Genomic DNA, 22,052 nt, shown 5'->3' on the forward strand with positions numbered 1-22,052 from the left:
GCGGGGCGGCGCGGGGGGGGTGGCGGGCGGCGGTGTCGCTCTGGCGCCCGGCGGGGGGGGGGGCTGCGGGGCGGGGGTCGGGGCCGGCGGGGGGGGGGGTGAAAGATCTAGGCGATATAGCAACATTCACAGGAGGGCGTTCATATAGAAGTCGCGACCTTCACAATTCCGATACCGCTTTGGTCACACTTAAGTCGTTCAGACGCGGTGGCGGCTATCGGTATGATGGCCTGAAGCCTTATATTGGAAGATTTAGGGACGAACAAGTAATTGAGCCGGGAGATGTAGTCCTAGCGTGTACGGACGTTACGCAAGCGGCTGAGGTTATAGGTAAGCCGGCAATAGTTCAACCAAGCCCTCACTATACCAAACTTGTCGCATCGCTTGATGCTATGATCATGCGTCCAAGTAGCGGAAGAGTTAATCGTGAATTCCTTTACCTCCTTTGTAGCACCGAGAGATTCGCAGACTACACATATGCTCACACATCAGGGACAACGGTATTGCATCTTTCAAAGAAGGCTATTCCTTCGTTTCGAGCGGTTGTTCCGTCACATGATGTGATGGCGGTCTTCGATAAGGTGAGTATCCCCGTGTTTGCAAAGATGCAGACAATAAGCAGAGAGCAAGATGCGCTAGCAGGGCTTCGTGATGCGCTGCTGCCGGGGTTGGTGTCGGGGGTGGTGGTGGTGTAGGGTGTGCGTGTGGTGGGTGCGCTGGATGATATAATGGGTCTGGGAATAGGTTCAGGGAATGTAGGACTGTGAAAGAAAAGAGTGATGCTCACCAACATCATTATCCGTAACTTCAAGCGGCTCGGAGAAGTCGAGATAGAGTTGGGTAGCCCGGTGATTTTCATTGGTCCTAACAATTCCGGCAAGACTTCGGCAATGCAGGCTCTGGCCCTTTGGGATGTAGGGCTGAAACGCTGGAACGAGCGAAGGTCCAGAATCAACGCGCCTGAAAGTCGCCCCGGCGTTACCGTCAATCGCCGGGACCTCGTCGCTATACCCGTGCCGAATGCTCGTTTATTGTGGAACGACCTGCATGTCAGAAACGTTTCACGAAGGGATGATGGGCGCCCGAGTACCCAGAATGTCAGAATAGATATTGTGGTAGAGGGCATAACCAAGGGGAAGGCGTGGAAATGTGGGCTTGAGTTCGACTACGCCAATGAGGAGTCATTTTACTGTCGTCCATTGCGACTTGAAGAAGGCAGAAGTCCGCCGCGAATGCCCATACCGGAGCAGGCCGGCGCTGAGCGGATAGCGTTCTTACCGCCCATGTCTGGGCTTGCGGCTACGGAAACGCGCCTTGACATCGGCGCGGTGAATGTTCGCGTCGGGGAGGGACGCACAGCGGAAGTTCTCCGCAATCTCTGTTTCCGCATTCATGAAGAACATCCTGAGTATTGGGAAAAGCTTATCGGTCAGATTCGTCGCTTGTTCGGTGTTGATCTCGATACTCCGCGATATATTGCGGAGCGCGGCGAGATCGTGATGAGTTACAGAGAGAAAAATGTCAGCCTCGACCTTTCTTCCAGCGGGCGTGGACTGCAACAAACGCTACTGATATTGGCGTACATGCACGCCAATCCGAATACCGTTCTGCTGTTGGACGAGCCTGACGCGCATCTCGAAATACTCCGTCAGCGTCAGATATACCAACTAATTACCGAAGTCGCCTCGGAAAGCGGAAGCCAAATCATCGCCGCGAGCCATTCCGAAATACTGCTGAATGAAGCCGCCGACAAAGACATGGTGATTGCCTTTGTTGGGCAGCCGCACCGTATTGATGATCGAGGCAGCCAAGTTCGCAAGTCTCTTATAGACATCGGGTTCGACCATTACTATCAAGCCGAGCAGAAAGGGTGGGTACTTTATCTCGAAGGCTCTACGGACCTCGCCATTTTGCGGGCTTTCGCCCGTCGCCTAAATGACCAAAGGGCAATTGAGATACTCGAAAATCCATTCATCCATTATGTCGGCAATCAACCGCAGAAGGCGCGCGACCATTATTTCGGCCTCAGGGAAGCGCTTCCCGATTTGAAAGGAATAGCCATCTTCGACAGAATAGAATCCGGTTTGCTGGATAGTCCGCCTTTAGAATGTGCAGAGTGGAATCGTCGAGAAATTGAGAACTACTTCTGTTCACAGACAACTCTTGAAGCTTATGCAAAGGCGTCAGCAGAAGAAGACACACTGGGTCCGCTGTTCGCGCCGGTCGAAATTGGCAGTCGGTTGGAAGCTATGCGAGAATCCATCGGAGAAGTGCAACGCGCTATGGAAACTCTGGGGAGAGGTTCGCCTTGGAGTGAGGACGCCAAAGTGAGCGACGATTTCCTGACGCCTCTTTTCCGCTCATACTTTCAGCGCATCGGCTTACCGAATTTGATGAACAAGAGAGACTTCTACGAGTTGGCAGAGTATGTTCCTGAAGATGAGATAGACCCTGAAATTGGCGAGAAGATGGATGCCATCGTGCGTGTTTCTGAAGACGCCAATCCCATAGCCAGCGAATTTTAACCTCTTTACTGAAAAGATTAACGCCATGACCACCATCACCGAAGCCCACGTCGAGCAAGCTGCTCTCGACTGGCTGTCTGAAATTGGCTGGAACACGGCGCGCGGCGCAGACATCGGCCCCGATGCGGCTGTCCCTCTGCGCGACCGCTTTAGCGATGTCGTACTGGACACACATTTGCGGGACGGCCTCTCGCGCTTAAACCCGGAACTGCCCGCCGACGCGCTGGACGACGCATTCCGCAGGCTGACGCGACCGCAAGGCTCCACTGCCGAGGCGCGCAACCGCGCCTTTCACCGCATGCTGGTGGACGGCGTGGGTGTGGAATACAGGGACGATAGCGGCTGGCTGCGTGGCATGCAGGCGCAGGTCATCGACTTCGACAATCCCCTCTCGAACCGCTTCTTCGCCGTCAACCAGTTCACCGTCATAGAGCACCAAAACCGCCGCCGTCTCGACATCGCGCTGTTCGTCAACGGCCTGCCGCTCGGCATCATCGAATTAAAGAACCCTGCCGATGAAGACGCGACCGTCTGGACGGCGTTCAACCAACTGCAAACCTACAAGTCCGAACTGCCCACGCTACTTGGGTTCAACGAACTGCTGATAGCATCCGACGGCTTACAGGCGTGCATGGTAACGCTCACCGCCGGGCGCGAATGGTTCAAGCCGTGGCGCACCATATCCGGTGAAGGCCTGGAGGATACCGGAAGACCCGAACTTCAGGTGATGCTGCACGGCGTCTGCGCCCCCGACAACCTGCTCGCGCTCATCCGCGACTTCATCGTCTTCGAGGACGACGGCGCGCCGGTGAAGAAGATGGCGGGATACCATCAGTTCCACGCGGTGCGAGTCGCCGTCCAAGAGACGCTGCGCGCGACCGAGCGACAAAGGCTGGTTGCCGAAGAACGCGAACGCTATATGACACAGCGCAGGCAAGGCGGAGCGGTGGGTGACAAGCGCATCGGCGTAATATGGCACACGCAGGGTTCGGGCAAAAGCCTGACGATGGCATTCTACGCGGGAGCGATAGTGCGCGAGCCTACGATGGAGAACCCGACAATCGTCGTTCTCACTGACCGCAACGACCTCGACGATCAACTCTTCGGCACATTTTCGCGCTGCTCGGAACTGCTGCGCCAGCCGCCCACGCAAGCCGCAAGTCGCGCGGACCTGAGGCGCAAACTCTCGGTGGCATCCGGCGGCGTTGTCTTCACCACCATCCAGAAGTTCTTCCCTGAAGGGAGGGGCGATACGCATCCCACGCTGTCGGATCGACGCAACATCGTGGTCATAGCCGACGAGGCACACCGCAGCCAGTACGACTTCATAGACGGCTTCGCCCGACACATGCGCGATGCCTTGCCCAACGCTTCGTTCGTGGGTTTCACTGGAACGCCCATCGAGTTGGAGAACGCCAACACCCGCGCGGTCTTCGGCGAGTGCATCAGCATTTACGACATACGGCAGTCGGTAGATGACGGCGCCACCGTGCCGATATACTACGAAAGCCGCTTGGCGAAACTCTCCCTTGATGATGACGAACGCCCCACAATAGACGAAGACTTCGAGGAAGCTACCGAGGGCGAGGAGATCGAGCGCAAGGAGCGGCTCAAGACCAAATGGGCGCAGATGGAGGCGCTGGTCGGCTCCGAGAAAAGGCTTGAACTGATTGCACAGGACATAATCGAGCATTTCGAGCAACGCCTTGAAGCGCTTGATGGCAAGGCGATGGTCGTTTGCATGAGCCGGCGCATCTGCGTGGAACTCTACCGCGAACTCACGCGGCTGCGCCCAGGATGGCATCACGATGACGACGATAAGGGCAGCATCAAGGTCGTGATGACCGGCGCGGCGTCTGACCCACCCAACTGGCAGCCTCACATCCGCAACAAGCGACGACGGGAAGCGCTCGGCAAACGTTTTCGTGATGCGGATGATCCGCTGCGTATCGCGCTGGTGCGCGACATGTGGCTAACTGGCTTCGACGCGCCCAGTCTGCACACGATGTATCTGGACAAGCCCATGAGCGGGCATAATCTGATGCAGGCGATAGCGCGCGTCAATCGCGTGTTCAAGGACAAACCCGGCGGACTGGTCGTCGACTATCTTGGCGTAGCAAACGAGCTGAAGCGCGCCATCGACGAATACACTGATAGCGAAGGACAAGGACGTCCGACTCTGAATCAAAGTGACGCAGTCGCGGTAATGCTGGAGAAGTACGAAATCTGTTGTGACATGTTCCATGGATTCAACCGCTCGAACTGGATGCTGGGAACGCAGGAGCGCATGCTGCTCATTCCGGCGGCGCAAGAGCATATACTCGCTCAGAGGAACGGCAAAGCGCGTTTCGTCGCCGCAGTCAGAAACCTGTCAAGTGCCTTCGCACTAGCTGTGCCTCACGAAGAGGCGCTTGCGATAAGAGACGATCTCGCCTTCTTCCAAAGTGTGCGCTCCGCACTGATGAAGCGCGTCGCCGGAGAAAGTCGCTCGGACGAAGAGTTAGATAACGCCGTGCGTCAGATAGTCTCACGTGCCGTGTCCTCGGACGAAGTGATTGACATATTCGCGGCCGCGGGATTGAATAACCCGGACATATCGGTTCTCTCAGATGAGTTCCTTGCGGAAGTGCGTGATATGCCCCATCGCAACCTCGCCGTAGAGTTGCTGCAAAAGCTGATAAAGGGCGAACTGTCCATCCGACAGCGCAAGAATGTGGTGCAGGCACGCTCGTTTGCCGAAATGTTGGAGGAGACTCTGCGCCGCTACGAGAACAGGGCGATTGAAGCGGCGCAGGTCATCGAAGAGCTGATACAGATGGCGCAGGAAATCCGCGCGGCGAGTGAGCGGGGCGAGAAGCTCGGTCTAACCGATGACGAGTTGGCGTTCTACGATGCCTTGGAGACTAACGATAGCGCCGTGCAAGTGTTGGGCGACGAGACATTGCGAGAAATCGCCCGCGAACTCGTGGAGACTGTTCGCCGCAATGTAACCATCGACTGGACGTTACGCGAGGACGCACGTGCGCGGCTGCGCGTCTTGGTTCGCCGACTGCTGCGGAGATACGGTTACCCGCCCGATAAGCAGAAAAAGGCGACCGAGACTGTGTTGGAACAGGCCGAACTTGTGTCGGAGGAGTGGGTGTCATCGCCCGAGTGGCGGCAAGTAAAGTAGTTGTGCCGCTGCGACGATTACACCGTCTCTACCACTTCTTCAGCAGCTGCTACAGGCTATATACGCCGCCCAACCTGTACTCTACCCCGTACCTTTCCGCAAGCCACGGGGTCGAGCATCGGCAGCGATGTTGAAGTCCCTTCCAGCAGCTCTATCGCCACATCCGACATCGCGTAATTCCTCAAATACGACCTCCTGCCGATGTCGCCCCGGCGATGAGCCTTCACCTCTTTGAAAATTTCGCTCTGACTATCCTTGCGAATTGTTGGCTGGCAACTGACGACGACTCCAACGTTTTCATAGATGAACGGCAATTTGTCGAGGTGCCTTCGGGTTTCATATCTTTGCCGGGACAAATTGCTCTGACTGACAGTATCAATACTCCTAACGCCAGTCCCAAGAGATGCCTGACTTGCGACACATTCCAGTCCATCAAGAATGTCGAGTCCGCCACGGAATTTACAGCAGTTGTAATGACCGCAGTGGCGAGTGCTGTCGCGTAACTGCTATCAGTTCAAACGTCTCTGCGCATTGACAAACCGCACAAGTGTTCGCTAGTATTATCCGACATTACCATCGTAGAGAGACATCGACGGAGGCGATATGAGGATAGCCTGCGTGCTCATCACACATCTGAGAGCCAAGGCGGAACTGCGAAGACGCGCACACCTGAGAGACAGCCCGATAGCCGTAGTGGACAGGACAAGTGGGAAGCCCCTGGTAGTTGATAGCTCCGCAGGGGCCTCCGCAAGGGCGGGGATGACTCTGGAACAAGCCATGTCCTGCCACAACGGTCTCATTATACTCGATGCGGACGAGCCGTACTACCGGCGCGCGTTCGAGGATGTCATCGAGGCGCTGCTTCAGGTCAGCGACCGCGTGGAACCTGCAGAACTTGGCACGGCATATGCTCGCATCGATGGGCTGGAGCTGCTGTACGGCGGCAAAGGGAATGTTGCGGCTGCGCTGCTTGACGCCGTTCCCGGCTGGCTGAATGCGCGTGTCGGAGTGGGCGGATCGAAGTTCACTGCGTACATCGCGGCGAGAAGCGCCGATGTGCGTAGCGTCGCCGATTGTCCTATGGACGAAGCCAGGTTCCTCGCTCCACTCCCCATCGAGCTTTTGCCGCTGTCCGACGACCTGAAGAGGTTGCTGCACAAGTTTGGAATCCACTCGATGGGACAGGCGGCTTCCCTTTCTAGCGATGTGCTGGTCGATCGCTTCGGACGAGAGGGCACTCTCGCGTGGGAGTTGTGCAACGGCATCGACGGGCGTCCGGTAGTTCCGCTCAAGGCAGCGACATCAATCACGGAGTACACTTCCCTGCCGTTCTCATCGACCTCCATCGAGCTGCTGCTTGCAACTACGGACATCCTGCTGCAGCGAGCGTACTCCAGGCCGCACCTTCAACGTAGGCTCGCCGGTTCGATGACACTCGTCTCGACAGCGCTAGACGGCGCTCCCTGGATGCAATCCGTTAAGTTCAAGGAGCCTGTGGGCGAGTGGCAGAGCGCGTCACGGCTGCTAAGAGATCGCATCGAAGCCCAGCCTCCGAACGCTCCCGTCGAAGATCTGACTCTGACCGTGGGAGACATCAGTGCCGAGTCCGGCAGGCAGCTCGGACTGCTGGAGGACGCCAGGGACAGAAGGTTTGAACGGATCATCGACATAGACAGAAAGCTCCGTGCAAGAATGCAGAACGTTCCCGCATTACACAGAATCGTCGATGTCGCTCCTTGGCATCCGGTGCCTGAGATGCGCGCGCTGAAGGTCCCCGTGGGATCGGCGAGCAGCGACATGCTGACACCTCTCCACTCGCCGCTTCCAGTAGAAGTACGAGAGAGTAAGGGATGCCTTCCACTCGCAGTTCAATCGAAGAAGGGCTGGCAGAAGATATGCGGCATAGACGATCTCTGGGAGTTCGATCTGTGGTGGCTGCCGCAGCCGGTAACACGCAGCTATTTCCGTGTAGTCGATGACATCGGGCGGCAGCTCGTGCTTTTCAGGGACGAGCGCGAGGGTTGCTGGTACAGACAGCCGATTTCGGCAGCGTAGAAATTCGTCGCATCATGCCTTCAGCATACGCAGAGCTTCACTGCAAGAGCTTCTACTCGTTCGGACAAGGCGCGTCCCATGTCCATGAGCTGCTTGCGCGCGCCGTCGAGTACGACTACCCGGCGCTCGCTCTGACGGACACCAACCTGTGCGGCGCGCTGGAGTTCGCCCGCCTCGCCAGCAGTCTCGGAATAAAGCCCATAAGCGGGTGCGAACTCACACTGACCGACGAGAGCCGCCTGACGCTGCTCGCCAGAACGCGCCGGGGCTACGGCAACATATCGCGGCTGCTCACGCTAGCGAACGGGCACAACCGCCGAGAGCCGCGACTTGACCCTGCATATCTACCCGAGCACGCAGAGGGAACCGTGCTGCTCACGGGCGGGCGCGACAATCTTCTGTCCAATCTTGTGTTGAGTAGCCAGCCGTTGGAGGCGCGGGAACGGCTGCGTGAGTATGTGAACTGGTTCGGCTTGGAATCGGTGTATGTCGAACTCCAGCAGAATCTCTTGTGTGGAGATACCAAAAGGAACAGGCGGATGTTCAACCTCGCCCGCGACTGCGGCGTGCCCGTGGTCGCGACGAACGATTCGCTCTATCACACTCCAGAGCGATACAGGCTCCAGCACGCGCTTGTCGCAGCGGCGCACAACACGACAATAGACCGTGCGCTCCGTCACATCAGACCCAACGACCAGTCCTGTCTCAGGTCGGTGGAGTGGATGCGGCAGTTGTTCCGCCACTGCCCGGAGGCGCTGGAGAACACCCTGCGAATCGCCGATAGCTGCGACTTCAACCTCGACACCGACCTGGGATACCGCCTGCCCGATGCCGACGTGCCGGACGGCTACACCTCGCAGACCTACCTTGAAAGGCTGTGCTACGAAGCCGCTCTGCGGCGCTATGGCGAGATCTCCCGTAAGGTCCAGACAAGACTGCGCGAAGAATTCAGGCTCATAGAGCTTCACGGCATGGCGGGCTTTCTGCTGCTGTACAGGGAGATTGCGCTGATAGCGCGCCAGATCATGCTCGAACGTGGGCTGGTGAGCCCCGAAGTGCCGCTTGAAGCTAGGCCACCCGGCAGGGGACGCGGCTCGTCCGTTGCGCTACTCGTGGGCTACCTCATCGGCATCAGTCACATCGATCCGCTCGCGTGGGACCTCAGCCTTGACCGATTCATCTCCGAGGAAGCAGGAAATCTGCCGGACATAGACCTCGACTTCCCCAGGGGCATCAGGGATGCGCTGATTGAGCGCGTCCACCGGCGCTTTGGATCTGGGCACGCTGTTCTGGCGGGCGCAATCGGCACATACAGGCTGAAGGGCGTAATACAAGACCTAGGCAAAGCACTGGGTCTGCCGCGTGAGCAGTTAAGGCTACTGTCTAAGCAGGGATTGTCAGGAGATGCCGCCCTTCTCGGCGAGGATATGCGGCAGTTACCCGGCTTCAGGGACATTAGCGAAGCGCCGGGCTGGAGGACGCTTGCTGAACTCGCGCCGCAGCTCATAGGCGCGCCCCGCTCCCTGGGACAGCATGTGGGCGGAATGATACTGAGCAGCTCGCCCATCTCGGAGCTGGTTCCGGTGAGAGCCGGAGCAACGGATGGTCGCTACATCATGGACTGGAACAAGGACAGCGTGCAGGACGCCGGCTTCGCAAAGATAGATATTTTGTCCCTGCCGGTGCTCGACCAGATAGAGGAAGCACTCGACCTCATCGAGCGGCGCACTGGCGAGCGTCCGGACATGAGCAGGATAAGCCCCAGAGACGATGCAGTGTACGACATGATAAACGATGGCGACTCCAAGGGCGTGTTCCTGCTCCAGTCCCCAGCGCAGCTCAAGATAGCGCAGCGCCTGCGCTCGCGCAACCTGCGCGACCTTGCGTACCAGGTGGCGCTCATACGACCGGGCGTGGGCATGCAGGGCAGCGCGGTATCGCAGTTCATCGACCGCTACCGTCACGGCGTACAGTGGGACTACGACCACCCGTTGGAGGAGCGCGCCCTAAAACGCGGCTGCGGCATCATCGTGTGGCAAGAGCAAGTGGTGCAACTTTTGATGGATGTGGGCGGTATGAGCGCGGCGCAGGCGGACGAGGTGCGCCGAGCCTTCGCCAGACCCAACAGCGAACACCTGATAGCGATGCACTGGCAACGGTTCTTGGATGGAGCGCAGGCCAACGGTGTTTCGGAAGCAATAGCGAGGAAGATATTCAACAAGGTTAATGGACATTACATGTTCCCGGAGTCCCATTCACATGCGTTCTGCATAACCGCGTACCAGGCGGCATGGCTCAAGCGATACCATCCGACAGAGTTCTTCACGGCGCTGATGAACAACCAGCCGATGGGCTTCTACCCGATGGAGACGCTGAAGCAGGACGCGCGGCGCTTTGGCGTGCCATTCCTGAATCCATGCGTGAACTCCTCACAGGTGAAGTGCATTCCGAAGGGCGCGTCGGTGCTGCTGGGGCTGAGATTTATCAAGGACGTGGGAGAAAGAGGCGCTGAAGAAGTCGTCAAAGGAAGAGAGCGCGGCGGCGCGTACACCGGCGCGGGCGACCTCGTGCGGCGCACAGGATTGAAGCCACATGCAGTGGATTCGCTGGTCATGGCGGGAGCGTTCGACAGCGTTACTCCCAACCGCAGGCAGGCGCTATGGGAGGCAGGGCTGCACCCACGTCCCAGCCGGAACGGACAGGCTGTGTTGCCCGCCTCGATGGACGCCAGCGTGCCGCGGCTTGCGGACTTCACGGACTCGGAGAAGATGGCCGCTGAGTACGCCGTTATGGGGATATACCCGCGCGGGCACCTGATGCATTTCGTGCGCCCCAGGCTCGCGCCGGGTGTGCTGACCTGCGCCGAGGTGGATAGTCTGGACGACGGCGCCCCCGTGCTGGTAGCCGGGTGGCCCGTGGCTAGGCAGCACCCGAAAGGCAGAGACGGAACGATATTTGTGACCATAGAGGACGAGACAGGGGACGCGCAAGCCATACTGTGGCCCCATATTTACGAGCAGTATAGAAGGGAGCTGGGCAGCCAAGTGGTGCTGATTAAGGGCGAAATCTCGCGCTGGGACGGCACTTCCAACACCATCGTCTCTGAGGTGCGGGCGCTGCGCTCCGGCGTCCGAATGCCGCGCTCCCATGACTGGCGCTAGACTTGCGCTGCTGCACTCATCGTAGATCCCAGGTCATGCTACCATGGATTATGGATGTGTCCTCCGACGAGTCGAACTACTATCGGATGTTTTCAGGCTTATATCTTTTCGCGCAATGACTTTCCTACCACGCTTTTCCATCACGAATACCGTAACCGCCGCCATAACCGACATCGAACGAGCGCGCGGCTTTCTCGAAGCCGCTAGTCTGTCCGATGAATGGGTCTCCTCTATGCGCTCACGAGCATTCCTGTTGGAAGCTCATCACACCACTCACATAGAGGGAACAAGGCTCACGGTGGACGACGCGGCCGCAATCCTGGCGGGTCATTCTGTCCCGGACGCCGATCCTGAAGATACGCGAGAACTGCTCAACTACCGTGATGCGTTTGAATACGTCAGCACATACTTGAGCGACGGTGGTCCCGTCACGGAGCGTCTCATACTGGAGATACACAGACGGCTGGTTGGCGGCGTGCGCGGCGGCTCTGCCGCTCCGGGGAAGTACCGCCTCGTCCAGAACTATATCGTCAACTCCGCTACCGGAGAGACGATCTACACGCCTCCGCCGCCTCAAGCCGTGCCCGAGATGATGAGCGAACTCGTCGGTTGGCTGAATCGACCGACCAACATACATCCTGTGATCGTCAGCGCCATCGCCCAGTTCCAACTTGTCCATATTCACCCGTTTCTCGACGGGAATGGACGCGCGTCGCGACTGCTTTCTACGCTGCTGCTCTACAAGGCGGGGTACGATTTCAAGCGGCTTTTCTCCATAAGCGAATACTATGACCGCGATCGGCTGTCCTTCTACGGAGCGCTTCAGGGAGTCAGACGCTCGAACATGGATATGACGGGCTGGATCGAGTATTTTGCCGTAGGACTCGCCACACAGCTGAGCGAGGTCAAGCGAAGGGGTGAGTCGGCTATTCGGAAGGATATTTTCAGTCGGCTGCATGCTCTTACGGACAGGCAGGCACAGGCTTTGGGCTTCATACTGGAGAATGGTCGAATGACAATATCGGAATTCCAATCCCTGTTCCCCAAGGTATCGCGCCGCACTCTTCAGCGGGATGTCAGGGCGCTAATGGAAATGGGTCTCATCCGTCGTCAAGGCCGGACGACGGGCGCGGCGTATGTCTTGGCGGACTAGCCTTCTTGACTTGCGACAATCTTGCGACATAACTTGCGACAAGAGGCGGCGGAGTATCGCCTCCGCTCAATCATTCGCAGCCAATTAGTTGTAGGAGATTCTACATGTATAGTGCCCATACTGCGTGTAGAGTACGTACACATAAAACTTGCGGAGCATAGGATCCGTATCGCGCTCTGCCTGACCTGGCAGCTGTTCCGGCTCGTGCCAGTAGCTACTTCGCCCCACAATCTGCCTCCATAACCTTTCTCCTTCGCTCACCGTAAGTACATCGCGCCGTCCGTATAGCAATCATCGCTCACCGTGCCATCCGGACAGCGGGGCTCAGGTCCATATCTTTCCCCTTGCGGTCCTCAGAGAAATCTCACAGGTCATACCCGTTGCCCAGTTTTACATCATCGGCGAGGCAAGACACTCGCCATATTTGGAGACAGCCGAGGAGTTCAACAACGTCGTGGGAGCGTTCACCACCAAACGCGCTTGATTCAGTCATGAACATCTGCTGAGGTGTGATTTCCGCCAAACGAACCTCTAGTTCAGCCGCCCCCTAAGCCTGGGGTCGAGATGATCGCGCAAGCCATCTCCGAAGAGATTGAATGCAAGAATCGTAAATGTGATGGTCATGCCCGGATAAAAAACCAACCACCACGGCGGCTTGAATGCATCGCCCAGCACGCCGCCAAGCATATTCCCAAGGCTGGGGTTGGGCGGCGGTATCCCAAGTCCCAGGAAGCTAAGGGCCGCTTCAGCGAAGATAGCTCCGCCCAAGCTTACGCTGGCAATCACCATCAGCGGAGCAATGCACTGCGGCGTTATGTGGACGAACATAATCCGCATCGGCGACGCTCCGAGCGCGCGGGCGGCTTCCACGTATTCCATCTCCCTCACCGACAGCGTAACCGAGCGAATCACTCGCGTCGTCCCTGCAACGCCCGTAATGGCGATAGCGGCGATGACCGTGTAAAGACCGGACCCGACGCCGACTAGCAGCAGCATCGCCAGTATGATCCCTGGGAATGACATCAGGATGTCCAGGAATCGCTGGCTTATCAGGTCGAATTTGCCGCCGGTGTATCCTGTCAGCACACCCCACGAGAAGCCGATAACCTTGCTGATAGTTACAGCGAGTAAGGCAACATACAACGAAGTACGCGCTCCCACAATTACCCGGCTCAGCACGTCTCTCCCCAAATGGTCATTGCCCATTGGGCGCTCCAGAGAGGGCCCCTTCCTGAAGAACGACGGAAAAGTCTCCAGTGGGTCGTTTGGCGCGACTACGTTAGCGAATACCGCGACCAGCACCAGAAAGACCAGAAAGCCCGCAGCCACAGCGCCAATAGGCGATGTACGGAAGAAACGAGCGATCATACCAAGAGACGAATCGAATCGACCCCGTGCAAAATCGCCCTCCGGCTGTTGGCCGGGCATGGAGCCTATTTCCCTCATTGCCTTACTTTCGCTGAGAACTATGCAGCACTACTGATAACGAATCCGCGGGTCCAGCATGCCGTAGAGCAGGTCCACGCCCAAGTTGATAATTACAAAGGATATTCCGTACAGCAGCACCACATTCTGAATAATCATCCAGTCGCGCTCCGCAATTCCGTTGACCAGCGTAGTGCCAAGCCCCGGCACGGCAAATGCGCGCTCGACCGCAACCGATCCGCCCAGCAGAAACGCAAGCTGTATCCCGGATATGGTTACCACCGGAAGTAGCGCATTTCGCAGCGCGTGTCGTGCGATGACCAGCATCTCCGCAAGTCCCTTGGCTCTGGCAGTGCGTACATAGTCCTCCCTGAAGACTTCGAGGAGCGTGGCTCTGCTCATTCGCGCAAGCTCCGCGCCTAAGTTGATTGCCATCACGAGGGCAGGCCCTATCACGATAGTCAGATTGCCCTTCGGGTCGTCCCATAAGTGAATGATGGTCAGTGGCGGCCTCCACTGCCAGATGAGCACCGTCGCAAGAATCAGCGTAAGACCCAGCCAGAAGCTTGGCACCGCCATGAAGAACGTAACTACAATGCGCACTACATAGTCTATCCACGTATTGCGCCACGCAGCTGCTATCAGACCCACCGGCAGTCCTATCAGCCACGAAAGTGCGACCGCAATCACTGCAATTTCCACGGTGATGGGTCCCCGCCTCAGTATTGTGTCCCTGATGGGCTTGTCCTGCCAGAACGACCTCCCGAAGTCGCCCTTGAGCACGTCGCCGATCCAGGTCATATACTGGAGATAGAGAGGCTTGTCGAGTCCGAGGCTCTTGCGCGCGCCCTCAAGTTCTTCCTCGGTAAGGATGTGCAGCCCCTCTCCCTCGCCGTAAATCGCCTGAAGCGGGTCGCCTGGCAGCACCCGCATCGCAATAAAGATGAGCGCAGTTACGCCGAACAGCGTGGGAATAGCCAGCAGAAGGCGCTGGTAGAGATACTTACGCATTGCTTGAGCCGATTCCCTCAATCTTCCCGTGCGATGACCGCTCATCGTAGCGAATGTGTGAGCTACTGAAGCGAGGTCGCATGACTTTCAGGCAAAGTCGGATGATGCTCGCTCGGACTCTTGGGGTGAAACGTTTTGAGGATTTCCCCCTCTCCACAGATACAGGAGAGGGGGATAAGTTTGAAATTAACGCCGGTCTCAATGTGGCTACCTGTCAAGCCAGACGGTGTCGAGGCGCTCCCAGAGCACGTGCAACCTAGTCTCCATCGACATGCCTTTTACGTCCTTGCTCCACGCCGGGGAGTGGCCGCAGAAGCCAATGTGATAGAAGGGTGGGTTCTCGTCTAGGATGTCCATGCCCTCATTGAATAGTTCCGCGCGGGCGAACGGGTCAAGCTCTCCGGCGAGCTGGTCCAGCACCGCGTCAAATTCAGGATTGGCGTAGCGCGACCAGTTTTGCGAGCCACCCGTCCTCAGATAGATATTCCACATTGGGAACGGATCAAGTATCTGACCGGCATAGTCGCCATTCCTGAACATGTCGAAATTGCCGTCGTGCAGTATCTCGCTCTGGAGCGCGCGCTCGACCAGCTTGATGTCCGCCCGAATGTTCAGCGTCTTCCTCAACTCGTCCACAAACAGCGGCACGGCAACCTCAGCGGTTGTTGGCAGGTTCCATGTTGTGATCGTCATCTCGAATCCGTCCGGGTAGCCGGCTTCTGCCAGAAGACGCTTCGCCTCGGCGATGTCCTCTTCCTTCTCTGCTCGGTAGCCCGGCATCTGGAGTATTGCGTTGGGGTCGGTGGAGAATGGGCTCGGCTTTGGGATCCAGCGGGTTACGAACGTGGGCTCCCAGACAGGCGTGTACCCGTCGATCTGCGTCTGACGGCTGACCGCAAGATGTATCGCTCGGCGTACTCTGGGGTCATCAAACGGCGCCCTCTCGTTGTTTATGGCGAAGTTGTGTGAATTCAAGCAGTCGTATGTTACGGCTCCGATGTCCTGTCTGCGCTTCGCCTCAGCGTGCGTGTCAGGCGATATGTTCCAAGAGAAGTCAGCCTGCCCGGTCAGCACAGCGGCGCCCCTGTCAGGCCAGGTCGGTACGTGTAGCATCGTCAGCCCATCGAGGTAGGGTAGCTCAGGATTCCAATAGTCCGGATTCGCTTCAAACTCCCACTTCTCTCCTGGTATGTGATTTACGAACCTGAAGACTCCCGTACCTGGCGCGACTTCTATCTTGCGCAGGTCGTAGTTGTTCTCTTCCAGCGACTTCTTGGAGTACACCAGCAATGGGGAACTCGTCAGCAGCTCCACGAAGTAGGGAGTGGGAGCGTTCAAGTTGAACGTAGCCGTGTAGTCGTCAATCTTCTCCACTGAATCGATCATGGGCAGCAGATCCTTGCTCCGGCTGGAAACTCCGGCTGGAGGATCGATGATGCGTGTGAAGTTAGCAACCACATCGTCTGCGCTGAACGGAGTGCCGTCACTATAGGTGACGCCTTCCCTTAGGTTGAACGTATAACCCATCCCGTCAGGAGCAGCCTCCCACGACACTGCAAGGTCGGGCGCGATGGTGCGGAGTCCGTCCGCAAGGTTCTTGGTTACGACCTTGTTGTACAGATGTCCAAGAACGTGCGCTCCAGCGCCCTGCTGCACATCGAAGTTCGTCATTGTCACGCCAAAGGCGGTCTTCATGTTTCCGCCTCGCTTAGGGTTCGGCTCAGGAGCGCGCATTATGTACGCCGCTTCCTGCGCCTGCCGAACTGGTGTGGCTACGACAACAACCTCGACCTCTTTGACAACTTCTTTGATGACCTCCGTCTCTATTTCCTTCACTACCTCGACTTCCACTTCCTTAACGACTTCGACCTCCTTCACCACCTCCCTATCAACCGGGACTTCAACAACCTTTTCTACAATCTGTGGCTCGGCAGAACCACAAGCAACGATTACCATACCTATGATGATTACAATGAAAAAGAGAATGGACGCCGAAAGCCGAGTCATTTGCTCCTCCCAACATGGCAAATAAGAGGCATTGACGCTCGATGCTGAGTCGTCAGAGCTTGCTCGGTCTGCAAACCTGCGGTGATATTACAACTGACATTGTGTTATGTCAAATTACTCAAGGCTAGGCATTTTGTTCATTCCCCCTTAGATAGGCAGACAGGGATATGTAAAAATCCAAAGTATCCGTAAATGTGGGATCAAAGTCCCTTCCCCCAACGTAGGCAGGCTAAAATGAGGGTGAAATCGCAAATCTAGGCGCGATTATTCTCAACACCTATCCCTGTCAGCCCTTGCAGGGGAAGGCTATACTTGCTCTTGCGAAGGCAGAGAATGGGAGTGAAACCTGCATCAAGAGTAATCATGAATTTGACACCAGCATCTATGGGCAAACCTGTCATCTGAAATCCCTTGAAATTGCCCCACAAGAATATGTTGACTACACCCACAAACACCAATATCTTGCGAATCATCTCGGCCCGTCATCATCTCACGCTCCTTGCCACAATCGTTAGCGCCTTATGAGATTTGAACCACCACAACCCACAGATTCACTCAGGCGCAGGCGTCGTCGGCTTCTGCCCTTCGTCTTGCTCGCCTTCGCTGCGCTAATCATCTTGGTAGCGTCCGTCAGCGCCTACAACTACTTCGACATATCGATTCTGACCAGCCATCCCTCATCGACGGCTACTCATACCGAAACTGTCACGCCTCCTTTCACAGCGCCTCCGTCCGGCGAAATCGTATGGAGTTACGATGCCGGCGAGACGATTGCTGTGCCACCAGTTGCGCAAGGGAACTCGGTGTTCATCACCGCAGGACTGCAATCAGAGTCAGGGCGAGTAGTGGCGCTTGATGCCGCCACCGGACAGCCTCGTTGGATTTATCGACTTCACGGGCTTTCGGACTATCCCGTTACTGTCGCCGGAGACCTTCTATACACGAGCACAAGAGACGGCCGCCTGATCGTTCTAAATCACCGCACCGGAAAGGAAACTTGGTCATATAAGACTGAGGATATCCTACACGGCAGCCCCGCTGTGCAGAACGGGCGTCTGTTCCTAGCCTCAGGTCAAATTCACGCGCTGGACGCGCTCACCGGCCGAAGCCTATGGACTCACGAACCGGAAGGTGGCAAGGCAATCGGTCCGGTAGCTAATTCCGAGGGTATCGTCGCAGTCCTGAGCGCCGGGAATCACCTCAACCTGATCAACTCGGTGAAAGGCAAGCGCCGCCTCACGAAAAGGCTCTGGTTTGGGGGCATCGGTACGCCCGTCATATTAGGCGATAAGGTTTACTTGTCAGGTGATCGAGGCAGCGTCCAAGCTGTCGAGCTGCAGGCGCGCGACATCGCCATGGAAAAGGCGCTCCGCTTCTGGTGGACTAAGCTCTGGCTCTACAAGGCCGCGCCTCGCCCACCCGACCCGGTCGGCTATGCGTGGCATCACAGGGGTATCGGCGGCATCTCCGCCCGAATAGTTACACACGACGAGTCTAAGCTGTTTCTTGTCGCGAGGCACCCCGACCACAGCGCAACAGTCGTTGCCATGCAAGCACAGTCAGGCGAAGTTCTCTGGCGCTTCAATTCCGGTACCTTCATTGCAGGAGGAGTCGTAGGGGTGGGTGAGACCCTTGTATTCTGTACGCAAGCAGGCGAGATGTACGCTCTGGATGCCGCATCTGGAGAGATTGTATGGCAGCTCGACTTGGGCTTCCCTGTCAATGCAATCAATGTCATATCGAGCGATTCGCTGATCGTAACTTCTCAGTCTGGGAGGCTTCACCTGGTCCGCTGATGCGGCAGCCAGCGGTCTTGGTGGCATGAAGTGGAGAGCAAAGACCTATGTCGCCGCCCGTCCCCGCCGCAGTGCCCGCCCCGGCAGCGCGCCCGTATTCTCACCTTGTTCTATGACCACCTGACAGTTGACTATTGCAAAAATTCGATACCGACAGGATAGTGATGTGAGCCCTCCCGCGTCGCATGCGTCTCTACCGTGTCAGGATTGAACACCACGACATTGACTTTGACACGTCTCGAAGAATACCCCGGACCGGAATCCCAAGACTTTGCGCTGCGAACAAAGTCATCTTTAGTATTGCCTCTGGCAGCCGCAGGTGCCTCTTCGAGCTGCTAAACCGAGCAGCGCCAAGTCGTAATCCATCTCCGCTCACCGTAAGTACATCGCGCCGTCCGTATAGCAATCATCTCTCACAGTGCCATCAGGGCAGCGGAACTGGACGCACCCACGGAGCAACTCAACTCTGACCCGTCCATAATGCTGGACATCTATTCCTCGCGCTGAAACATTCCTACAACGGTTCCGGTGCTGACCGTGTAGCCATTATAGAGTGAAGGCCAGTCCGGCAAGAATACCACAAGTATGCTGCGCTGGAGGATGACAGGCGCGCGCAGTCCATGCACCAGGGGGAACAGCCACCCGCTATTCAACGCGCGGCTCGGGAGTTGCAATTCGAGCTGACGAACAGTTCAGGTTGCTGGCAATCAGAGCGAAAACCGGCATAGACGATGGTCATAAGAATCCAGGCAGCAGACGGTGCCGGCAGCCGCTCAACACTCTATACTGCAGACGGCCCGCTGAGCGAGGACAGAGTCGTCGCCATTTGCTCTGCTCTGGTATCAAGGGCGCGATGATGATGGACCACGACACAACAACTATAAGTAATCTGTGCCATACTCGCATGTGGACTGCGAAATGTTCGCACGATATATAGCATTTATCAATTGCCTTAACTCGCACAGGTTGATAGGCTCTGATGCTAGGAAATGTTGACTGAAAGCCCTATTCACGTATTGCTCGGATCGCAAAGCCGTGCTTCGCCAAAAGCTTATGCCATACAATGAGCATCTTGTACGCTTTTAGGGCTATATGGACTAAAGGGTCTGCGTGAAACAGACTACTTGTCGCGACACCGTTGTGACAAGGGAGGCTTCTGTGGAGAGAATAGCAGCTAGTTTCTACGGTAGCTCCCTTAAAGGGGAGGACGAGAGTTGTCGGGGAGCTGAATTGCGGGAGCGTCAGCTCCCCTATTAAGAGCGGGACTATAATGTATAGATCCCTGACCTTCGGCACCATAATCGTCGTGGGGCTGCTTGTGACAGGCATCATCGGTGTACTTCTCAAGTAGAATAAAGCTCCACGAATGAACGCACCCACGATTCCCACGGAGCCGCTGCACCTGATGCGTATCAACGAAAACATCCGCTACGAGCCTGAAGAAAGACCACCGCACCTGCTCTCAGCCGGACTCGGCTTTCAGGCGACTCTAACACTCCTGCCGCCCATAGTCGTCATAGTCGCCATAATTGTCCGTTCCGCGGGCCAGTCTGCAAGCTACCTAACGTGGGCCGTTTTCTCAGCCATGGTCATCAGCGGCGCGATTACCGTCCTACAATCCATGCGGGTGGGGCGCTTCGGCTCTGGCAATATGCTCTTCATGGGCACATCCAGCACATTCCTCATCGTCTGTGTGCTCGCGCTGGAAAGCGGCGGCCCTGCGCTGATGGCGACTCTCATCGTCCTTTCGTCCGTCTTCTACTTTCTTCTTGCATGGCGGCTCTCGCTGCTTCGCCGCGTCATAACCCCGCTCGTTTCCGGTGTCGTCATCATGCTGCTCTCGGCTATGGCGGCGCCGATCGTCTTCGACATGATTGGCAAAGTTCCCGAAAACACCCCTTCCATGGCTGCTCCCATCGTCGCCGCAGTAACATTTGCCGTAGTCCTGCCCATCTCACTCCGCGCTCCCCTCGCATGGCAGCTCTGGGCACCGTTCATCGGAGTAGCCGCAGGTTGCGTTGTTTCGTCCCTCTTTGGCCTCTACGACTTCCAGAGTGTCGCCGAAGCCTCATGGGTCGGCATCCCGACGCTCGCATGGCCAGGATTCGACATTAGCTTTAACGCCGGCACCTGGGCGCTTTTGGCAACATTCATGCTCGTCGCCATCGTCAGCTCCATGGAAACCATCGGTGATGGCGTCGCCGTCCAGGAAGTTTCTCGCCGTCGGGCGCGCGCGACCGACTTCCGCGTAATACAGGGAGCGCTCAACGCCGACGGACTTGGCAACCTGCTCTCCGGCATCGCTGGAACCGTGCCCAACACGACCTACTCCTCCAGCATCCCGCTAATAGCCCTAACCGGCGTGGCAGCCCGGCGTGTAGGCATCTACGCGGGAATAATCCTCGTCATAGCCGCATTCCTCCCAAAGATCGCCGCGGCCCTCCTCGCGATACCGGGTCCAGTTGTGGGCGCGTACCTCACAGTTCTCATCGGCCTCGTATTCGTGGAAGGGCTGAGAGCCGTATTCAAGGAAGGCATCAACCAACAGAAAGCGTTGATTCTCGGCGTATCATTCTGGGTAGGGCTGGGCTTTGAGTACAGATTTATACTGCCCGACCTGCTCTCAGGCGCTTGGGAAACTCTGCTCGGCAACGGCATGGTCGTCGGCGGTGCAATCGCCATTATCCTCACCGCGTTAGTCGGAATCACGCGCAACCGCCCGATACGAATAAGAACCGACCTGGATTACGCTTCGTTGCCGCAAATTAACGAATTCCTGCGCGGATTCGCGCTCCGTGCCGGATGGGATGAACACTCGACGGAACGGCTGTGCTCCGCCGGAGAAGAAACGCTGGCTTGTCTCCTCCAGGAAGAAGTTCTCGAAGACTCCCGGAAGACCCTGCTTATCAGGGCATCAATTGTCAACGGTATCGCCGATCTGGAGTTCTCTGCCGCTCCCTACGAAGAGAATCTCGAAGACAGGCTTACCTACCTCACCGAGCAGTCTGAAATCGAAGACGACCGCGAAATCTCCTTCCGGCTGCTAAGGCACTACGCCTCCTCGGTCAAACACCAGAAATATCACAGCCTAGACCTCGTCGCAGTTAAGGTCCAGCCTATCGGCTACATCCCCACCGACTAGTACCGCGTCCACTCGTTGTTGACACGAAGCGTTCTGTTCATAACTTTGGCTCTGGATAGATGCGGTTGAGTTTCACTCGTGCTTACTGAGAGCTAAGGCGCCAGTCTATGGTCGTGCCTCATTCGTTGCGCTCCATCTCCAGCTGCCCTACATGCCGTCTGAGAGTCTGTTCGTCACCGATTCTTCCTCTCAGACACTTCTTGATGAAGACGCTAGATTCGATCTCCGCCATATTCAGCCAGATGAGCTAAGTCGCCTGCAAGGAATCCCCACAACATTTGACACAAGCTCGTTGCTTTTCGCTAAGCAACAACAAGACCTTAGTGTAAGAAAATGGTCCCTTCTCCGTTCTAGCTATACGCCAGATAACTCATTCCCCCGCAAGTGGAGCCCAGTTATGATATATAGTGTGTTAATAGACTAAAGAGACTTGGCATTTAGTATTAATAATGCATCACTTGCTCGTCGTCTAAAGAACAGCGTCGTACTTCACGAGTCTTGCGGAGGTCGTCTTCTGGCAGTCGGCACAGTTACCGTTGTAAAAGACAAGAAAATATGGAGGCATGATTTAATGGGTTCCCAGAGGCGCGCTCTATTGTCGGGCA

At 56.8% G+C, this 22,052-nt stretch carries 13 protein-coding genes; 9 read left to right on the forward strand and 4 right to left on the reverse strand.

Annotated features, from left to right (window positions below; genetic code table 11):
* The 7 genes from F4X57_09370 to F4X57_09400 all read left to right on the forward strand — a co-directional run.
* The coding region (locus tag F4X57_09370) for an EF-hand domain-containing protein (GenBank protein MYC07363.1) at positions 1 to 102 on the forward strand (102 nt) is incomplete at its 5' end.
* Complete coding sequence (locus F4X57_09375; GenBank protein ID MYC07364.1) at positions 99 to 695, forward strand: hypothetical protein; 597 nt, start codon at positions 99 to 101, stop codon at positions 693 to 695. The genes F4X57_09370 and F4X57_09375, both read left to right, overlap by 4 nt.
* A gap of 84 nt (positions 696 to 779) precedes the next feature.
* On the forward strand, positions 780 to 2,525 hold the full coding sequence (locus tag F4X57_09380) for an AAA family ATPase (protein ID MYC07365.1): 1,746 nt from the start codon (positions 780 to 782) through the stop codon (positions 2,523 to 2,525).
* Between the two features lie 25 nt (positions 2,526 to 2,550).
* A complete protein-coding gene (locus tag F4X57_09385) occupies positions 2,551 to 5,697 on the forward strand; it encodes a type I restriction endonuclease subunit R (protein MYC07366.1) in 3,147 nt (1,048 codons plus the stop codon).
* 603 nt (positions 5,698 to 6,300) lie between these two features.
* Positions 6,301 to 7,752, forward strand: a complete 1,452-nt coding sequence (locus F4X57_09390; protein MYC07367.1) for a hypothetical protein — start codon at positions 6,301 to 6,303, stop codon at positions 7,750 to 7,752.
* Complete coding sequence (locus F4X57_09395; GenBank protein ID MYC07368.1) at positions 7,719 to 10,913, forward strand: DNA polymerase III subunit alpha; 3,195 nt, start codon at positions 7,719 to 7,721, stop codon at positions 10,911 to 10,913. The genes F4X57_09390 and F4X57_09395 overlap by 34 nt, the downstream gene beginning before the upstream one ends.
* 115 nt (positions 10,914 to 11,028) lie before the next feature.
* On the forward strand, positions 11,029 to 12,066 hold the full coding sequence (locus tag F4X57_09400; GenBank protein MYC07369.1) for a Fic family protein: 1,038 nt from the start codon (positions 11,029 to 11,031) through the stop codon (positions 12,064 to 12,066).
* A 531-nt stretch (positions 12,067 to 12,597) separates the two neighbouring features.
* On the opposite strand, the gene F4X57_09405 is transcribed toward F4X57_09400, so the two are convergent.
* From F4X57_09405 to F4X57_09420, 4 genes are all read right to left on the reverse strand, one after another.
* The gene (locus tag F4X57_09405; protein MYC07370.1) at positions 12,598 to 13,512 is read right to left on the reverse strand and encodes an ABC transporter permease; all 915 of its coding nucleotides are present in this window, start codon (positions 13,510 to 13,512) and stop codon (positions 12,598 to 12,600) included.
* Between the two features lie 30 nt (positions 13,513 to 13,542).
* Entirely contained in the window at positions 13,543 to 14,547 is a 1,005-nt protein-coding gene (locus F4X57_09410; protein ID MYC07371.1) for an ABC transporter permease, read from the reverse strand.
* A 162-nt stretch (positions 14,548 to 14,709) separates the two neighbouring features.
* Positions 14,710 to 16,509, reverse strand: a complete 1,800-nt coding sequence (locus F4X57_09415) for an ABC transporter substrate-binding protein (protein ID MYC07372.1) — start codon at positions 16,507 to 16,509, stop codon at positions 14,710 to 14,712.
* A gap of 254 nt (positions 16,510 to 16,763) precedes the next feature.
* Positions 16,764 to 16,982, reverse strand: a complete 219-nt coding sequence (locus tag F4X57_09420) for a hypothetical protein (protein MYC07373.1) — start codon at positions 16,980 to 16,982, stop codon at positions 16,764 to 16,766.
* 48 nt (positions 16,983 to 17,030) lie between these two features.
* Between F4X57_09420 and F4X57_09425 the strand changes: the two genes are divergently transcribed.
* Both F4X57_09425 and F4X57_09430 read left to right on the forward strand, forming a co-directional pair.
* Positions 17,031 to 18,305 (forward strand): PQQ-binding-like beta-propeller repeat protein, encoded by a 1,275-nt coding sequence (locus tag F4X57_09425; protein MYC07374.1) that lies wholly within the window; start codon positions 17,031 to 17,033, stop codon positions 18,303 to 18,305.
* A 1,366-nt stretch (positions 18,306 to 19,671) separates the two neighbouring features.
* Positions 19,672 to 21,447 carry a hypothetical protein gene (locus tag F4X57_09430; protein MYC07375.1) on the forward strand — a complete coding sequence of 592 codons (1,776 nt, stop codon included), beginning with the start codon at positions 19,672 to 19,674 and terminating at the stop codon, positions 21,445 to 21,447.
* The last annotated feature ends 605 nt before the right edge of the window (positions 21,448 to 22,052 follow it).

It is taken from the genome of Chloroflexota bacterium (assembly GCA_009840355.1).
Lineage (GTDB): Bacteria > Chloroflexota > Dehalococcoidia > Lucifugimonadales > JADFKI01 > Bin90.

Excerpts from the sequence above, each read along its gene's own strand:
- F4X57_09410 (MYC07371.1), bottom strand. The coding sequence starts at position 14,547 with ATGAGCGGTCATCGCACGGGAAGATTGAGGGAATCGGCTCAAGCAATG.
- F4X57_09430 (MYC07375.1), top strand. The coding sequence starts at position 19,672 with ATGAACGCACCCACGATTCCCACGGAGCCGCTGCACCTGATGCGTATC.
- F4X57_09385 (MYC07366.1), top strand. The coding sequence starts at position 2,551 with ATGACCACCATCACCGAAGCCCACGTCGAGCAAGCTGCTCTCGACTGG.
- F4X57_09400 (MYC07369.1), top strand. The coding sequence starts at position 11,029 with ATGACTTTCCTACCACGCTTTTCCATCACGAATACCGTAACCGCCGCC.
- F4X57_09415 (MYC07372.1), bottom strand. The coding sequence starts at position 16,509 with ATGACTCGGCTTTCGGCGTCCATTCTCTTTTTCATTGTAATCATCATA.
- F4X57_09405 (MYC07370.1), bottom strand. The coding sequence starts at position 13,512 with ATGAGGGAAATAGGCTCCATGCCCGGCCAACAGCCGGAGGGCGATTTT.
- F4X57_09380 (MYC07365.1), top strand. The coding sequence starts at position 780 with ATGCTCACCAACATCATTATCCGTAACTTCAAGCGGCTCGGAGAAGTC.
- F4X57_09420 (MYC07373.1), bottom strand. The coding sequence starts at position 16,982 with ATGATTCGCAAGATATTGGTGTTTGTGGGTGTAGTCAACATATTCTTG.
- F4X57_09390 (MYC07367.1), top strand. The coding sequence starts at position 6,301 with ATGAGGATAGCCTGCGTGCTCATCACACATCTGAGAGCCAAGGCGGAA.
- F4X57_09425 (MYC07374.1), top strand. The coding sequence starts at position 17,031 with ATGAGATTTGAACCACCACAACCCACAGATTCACTCAGGCGCAGGCGT.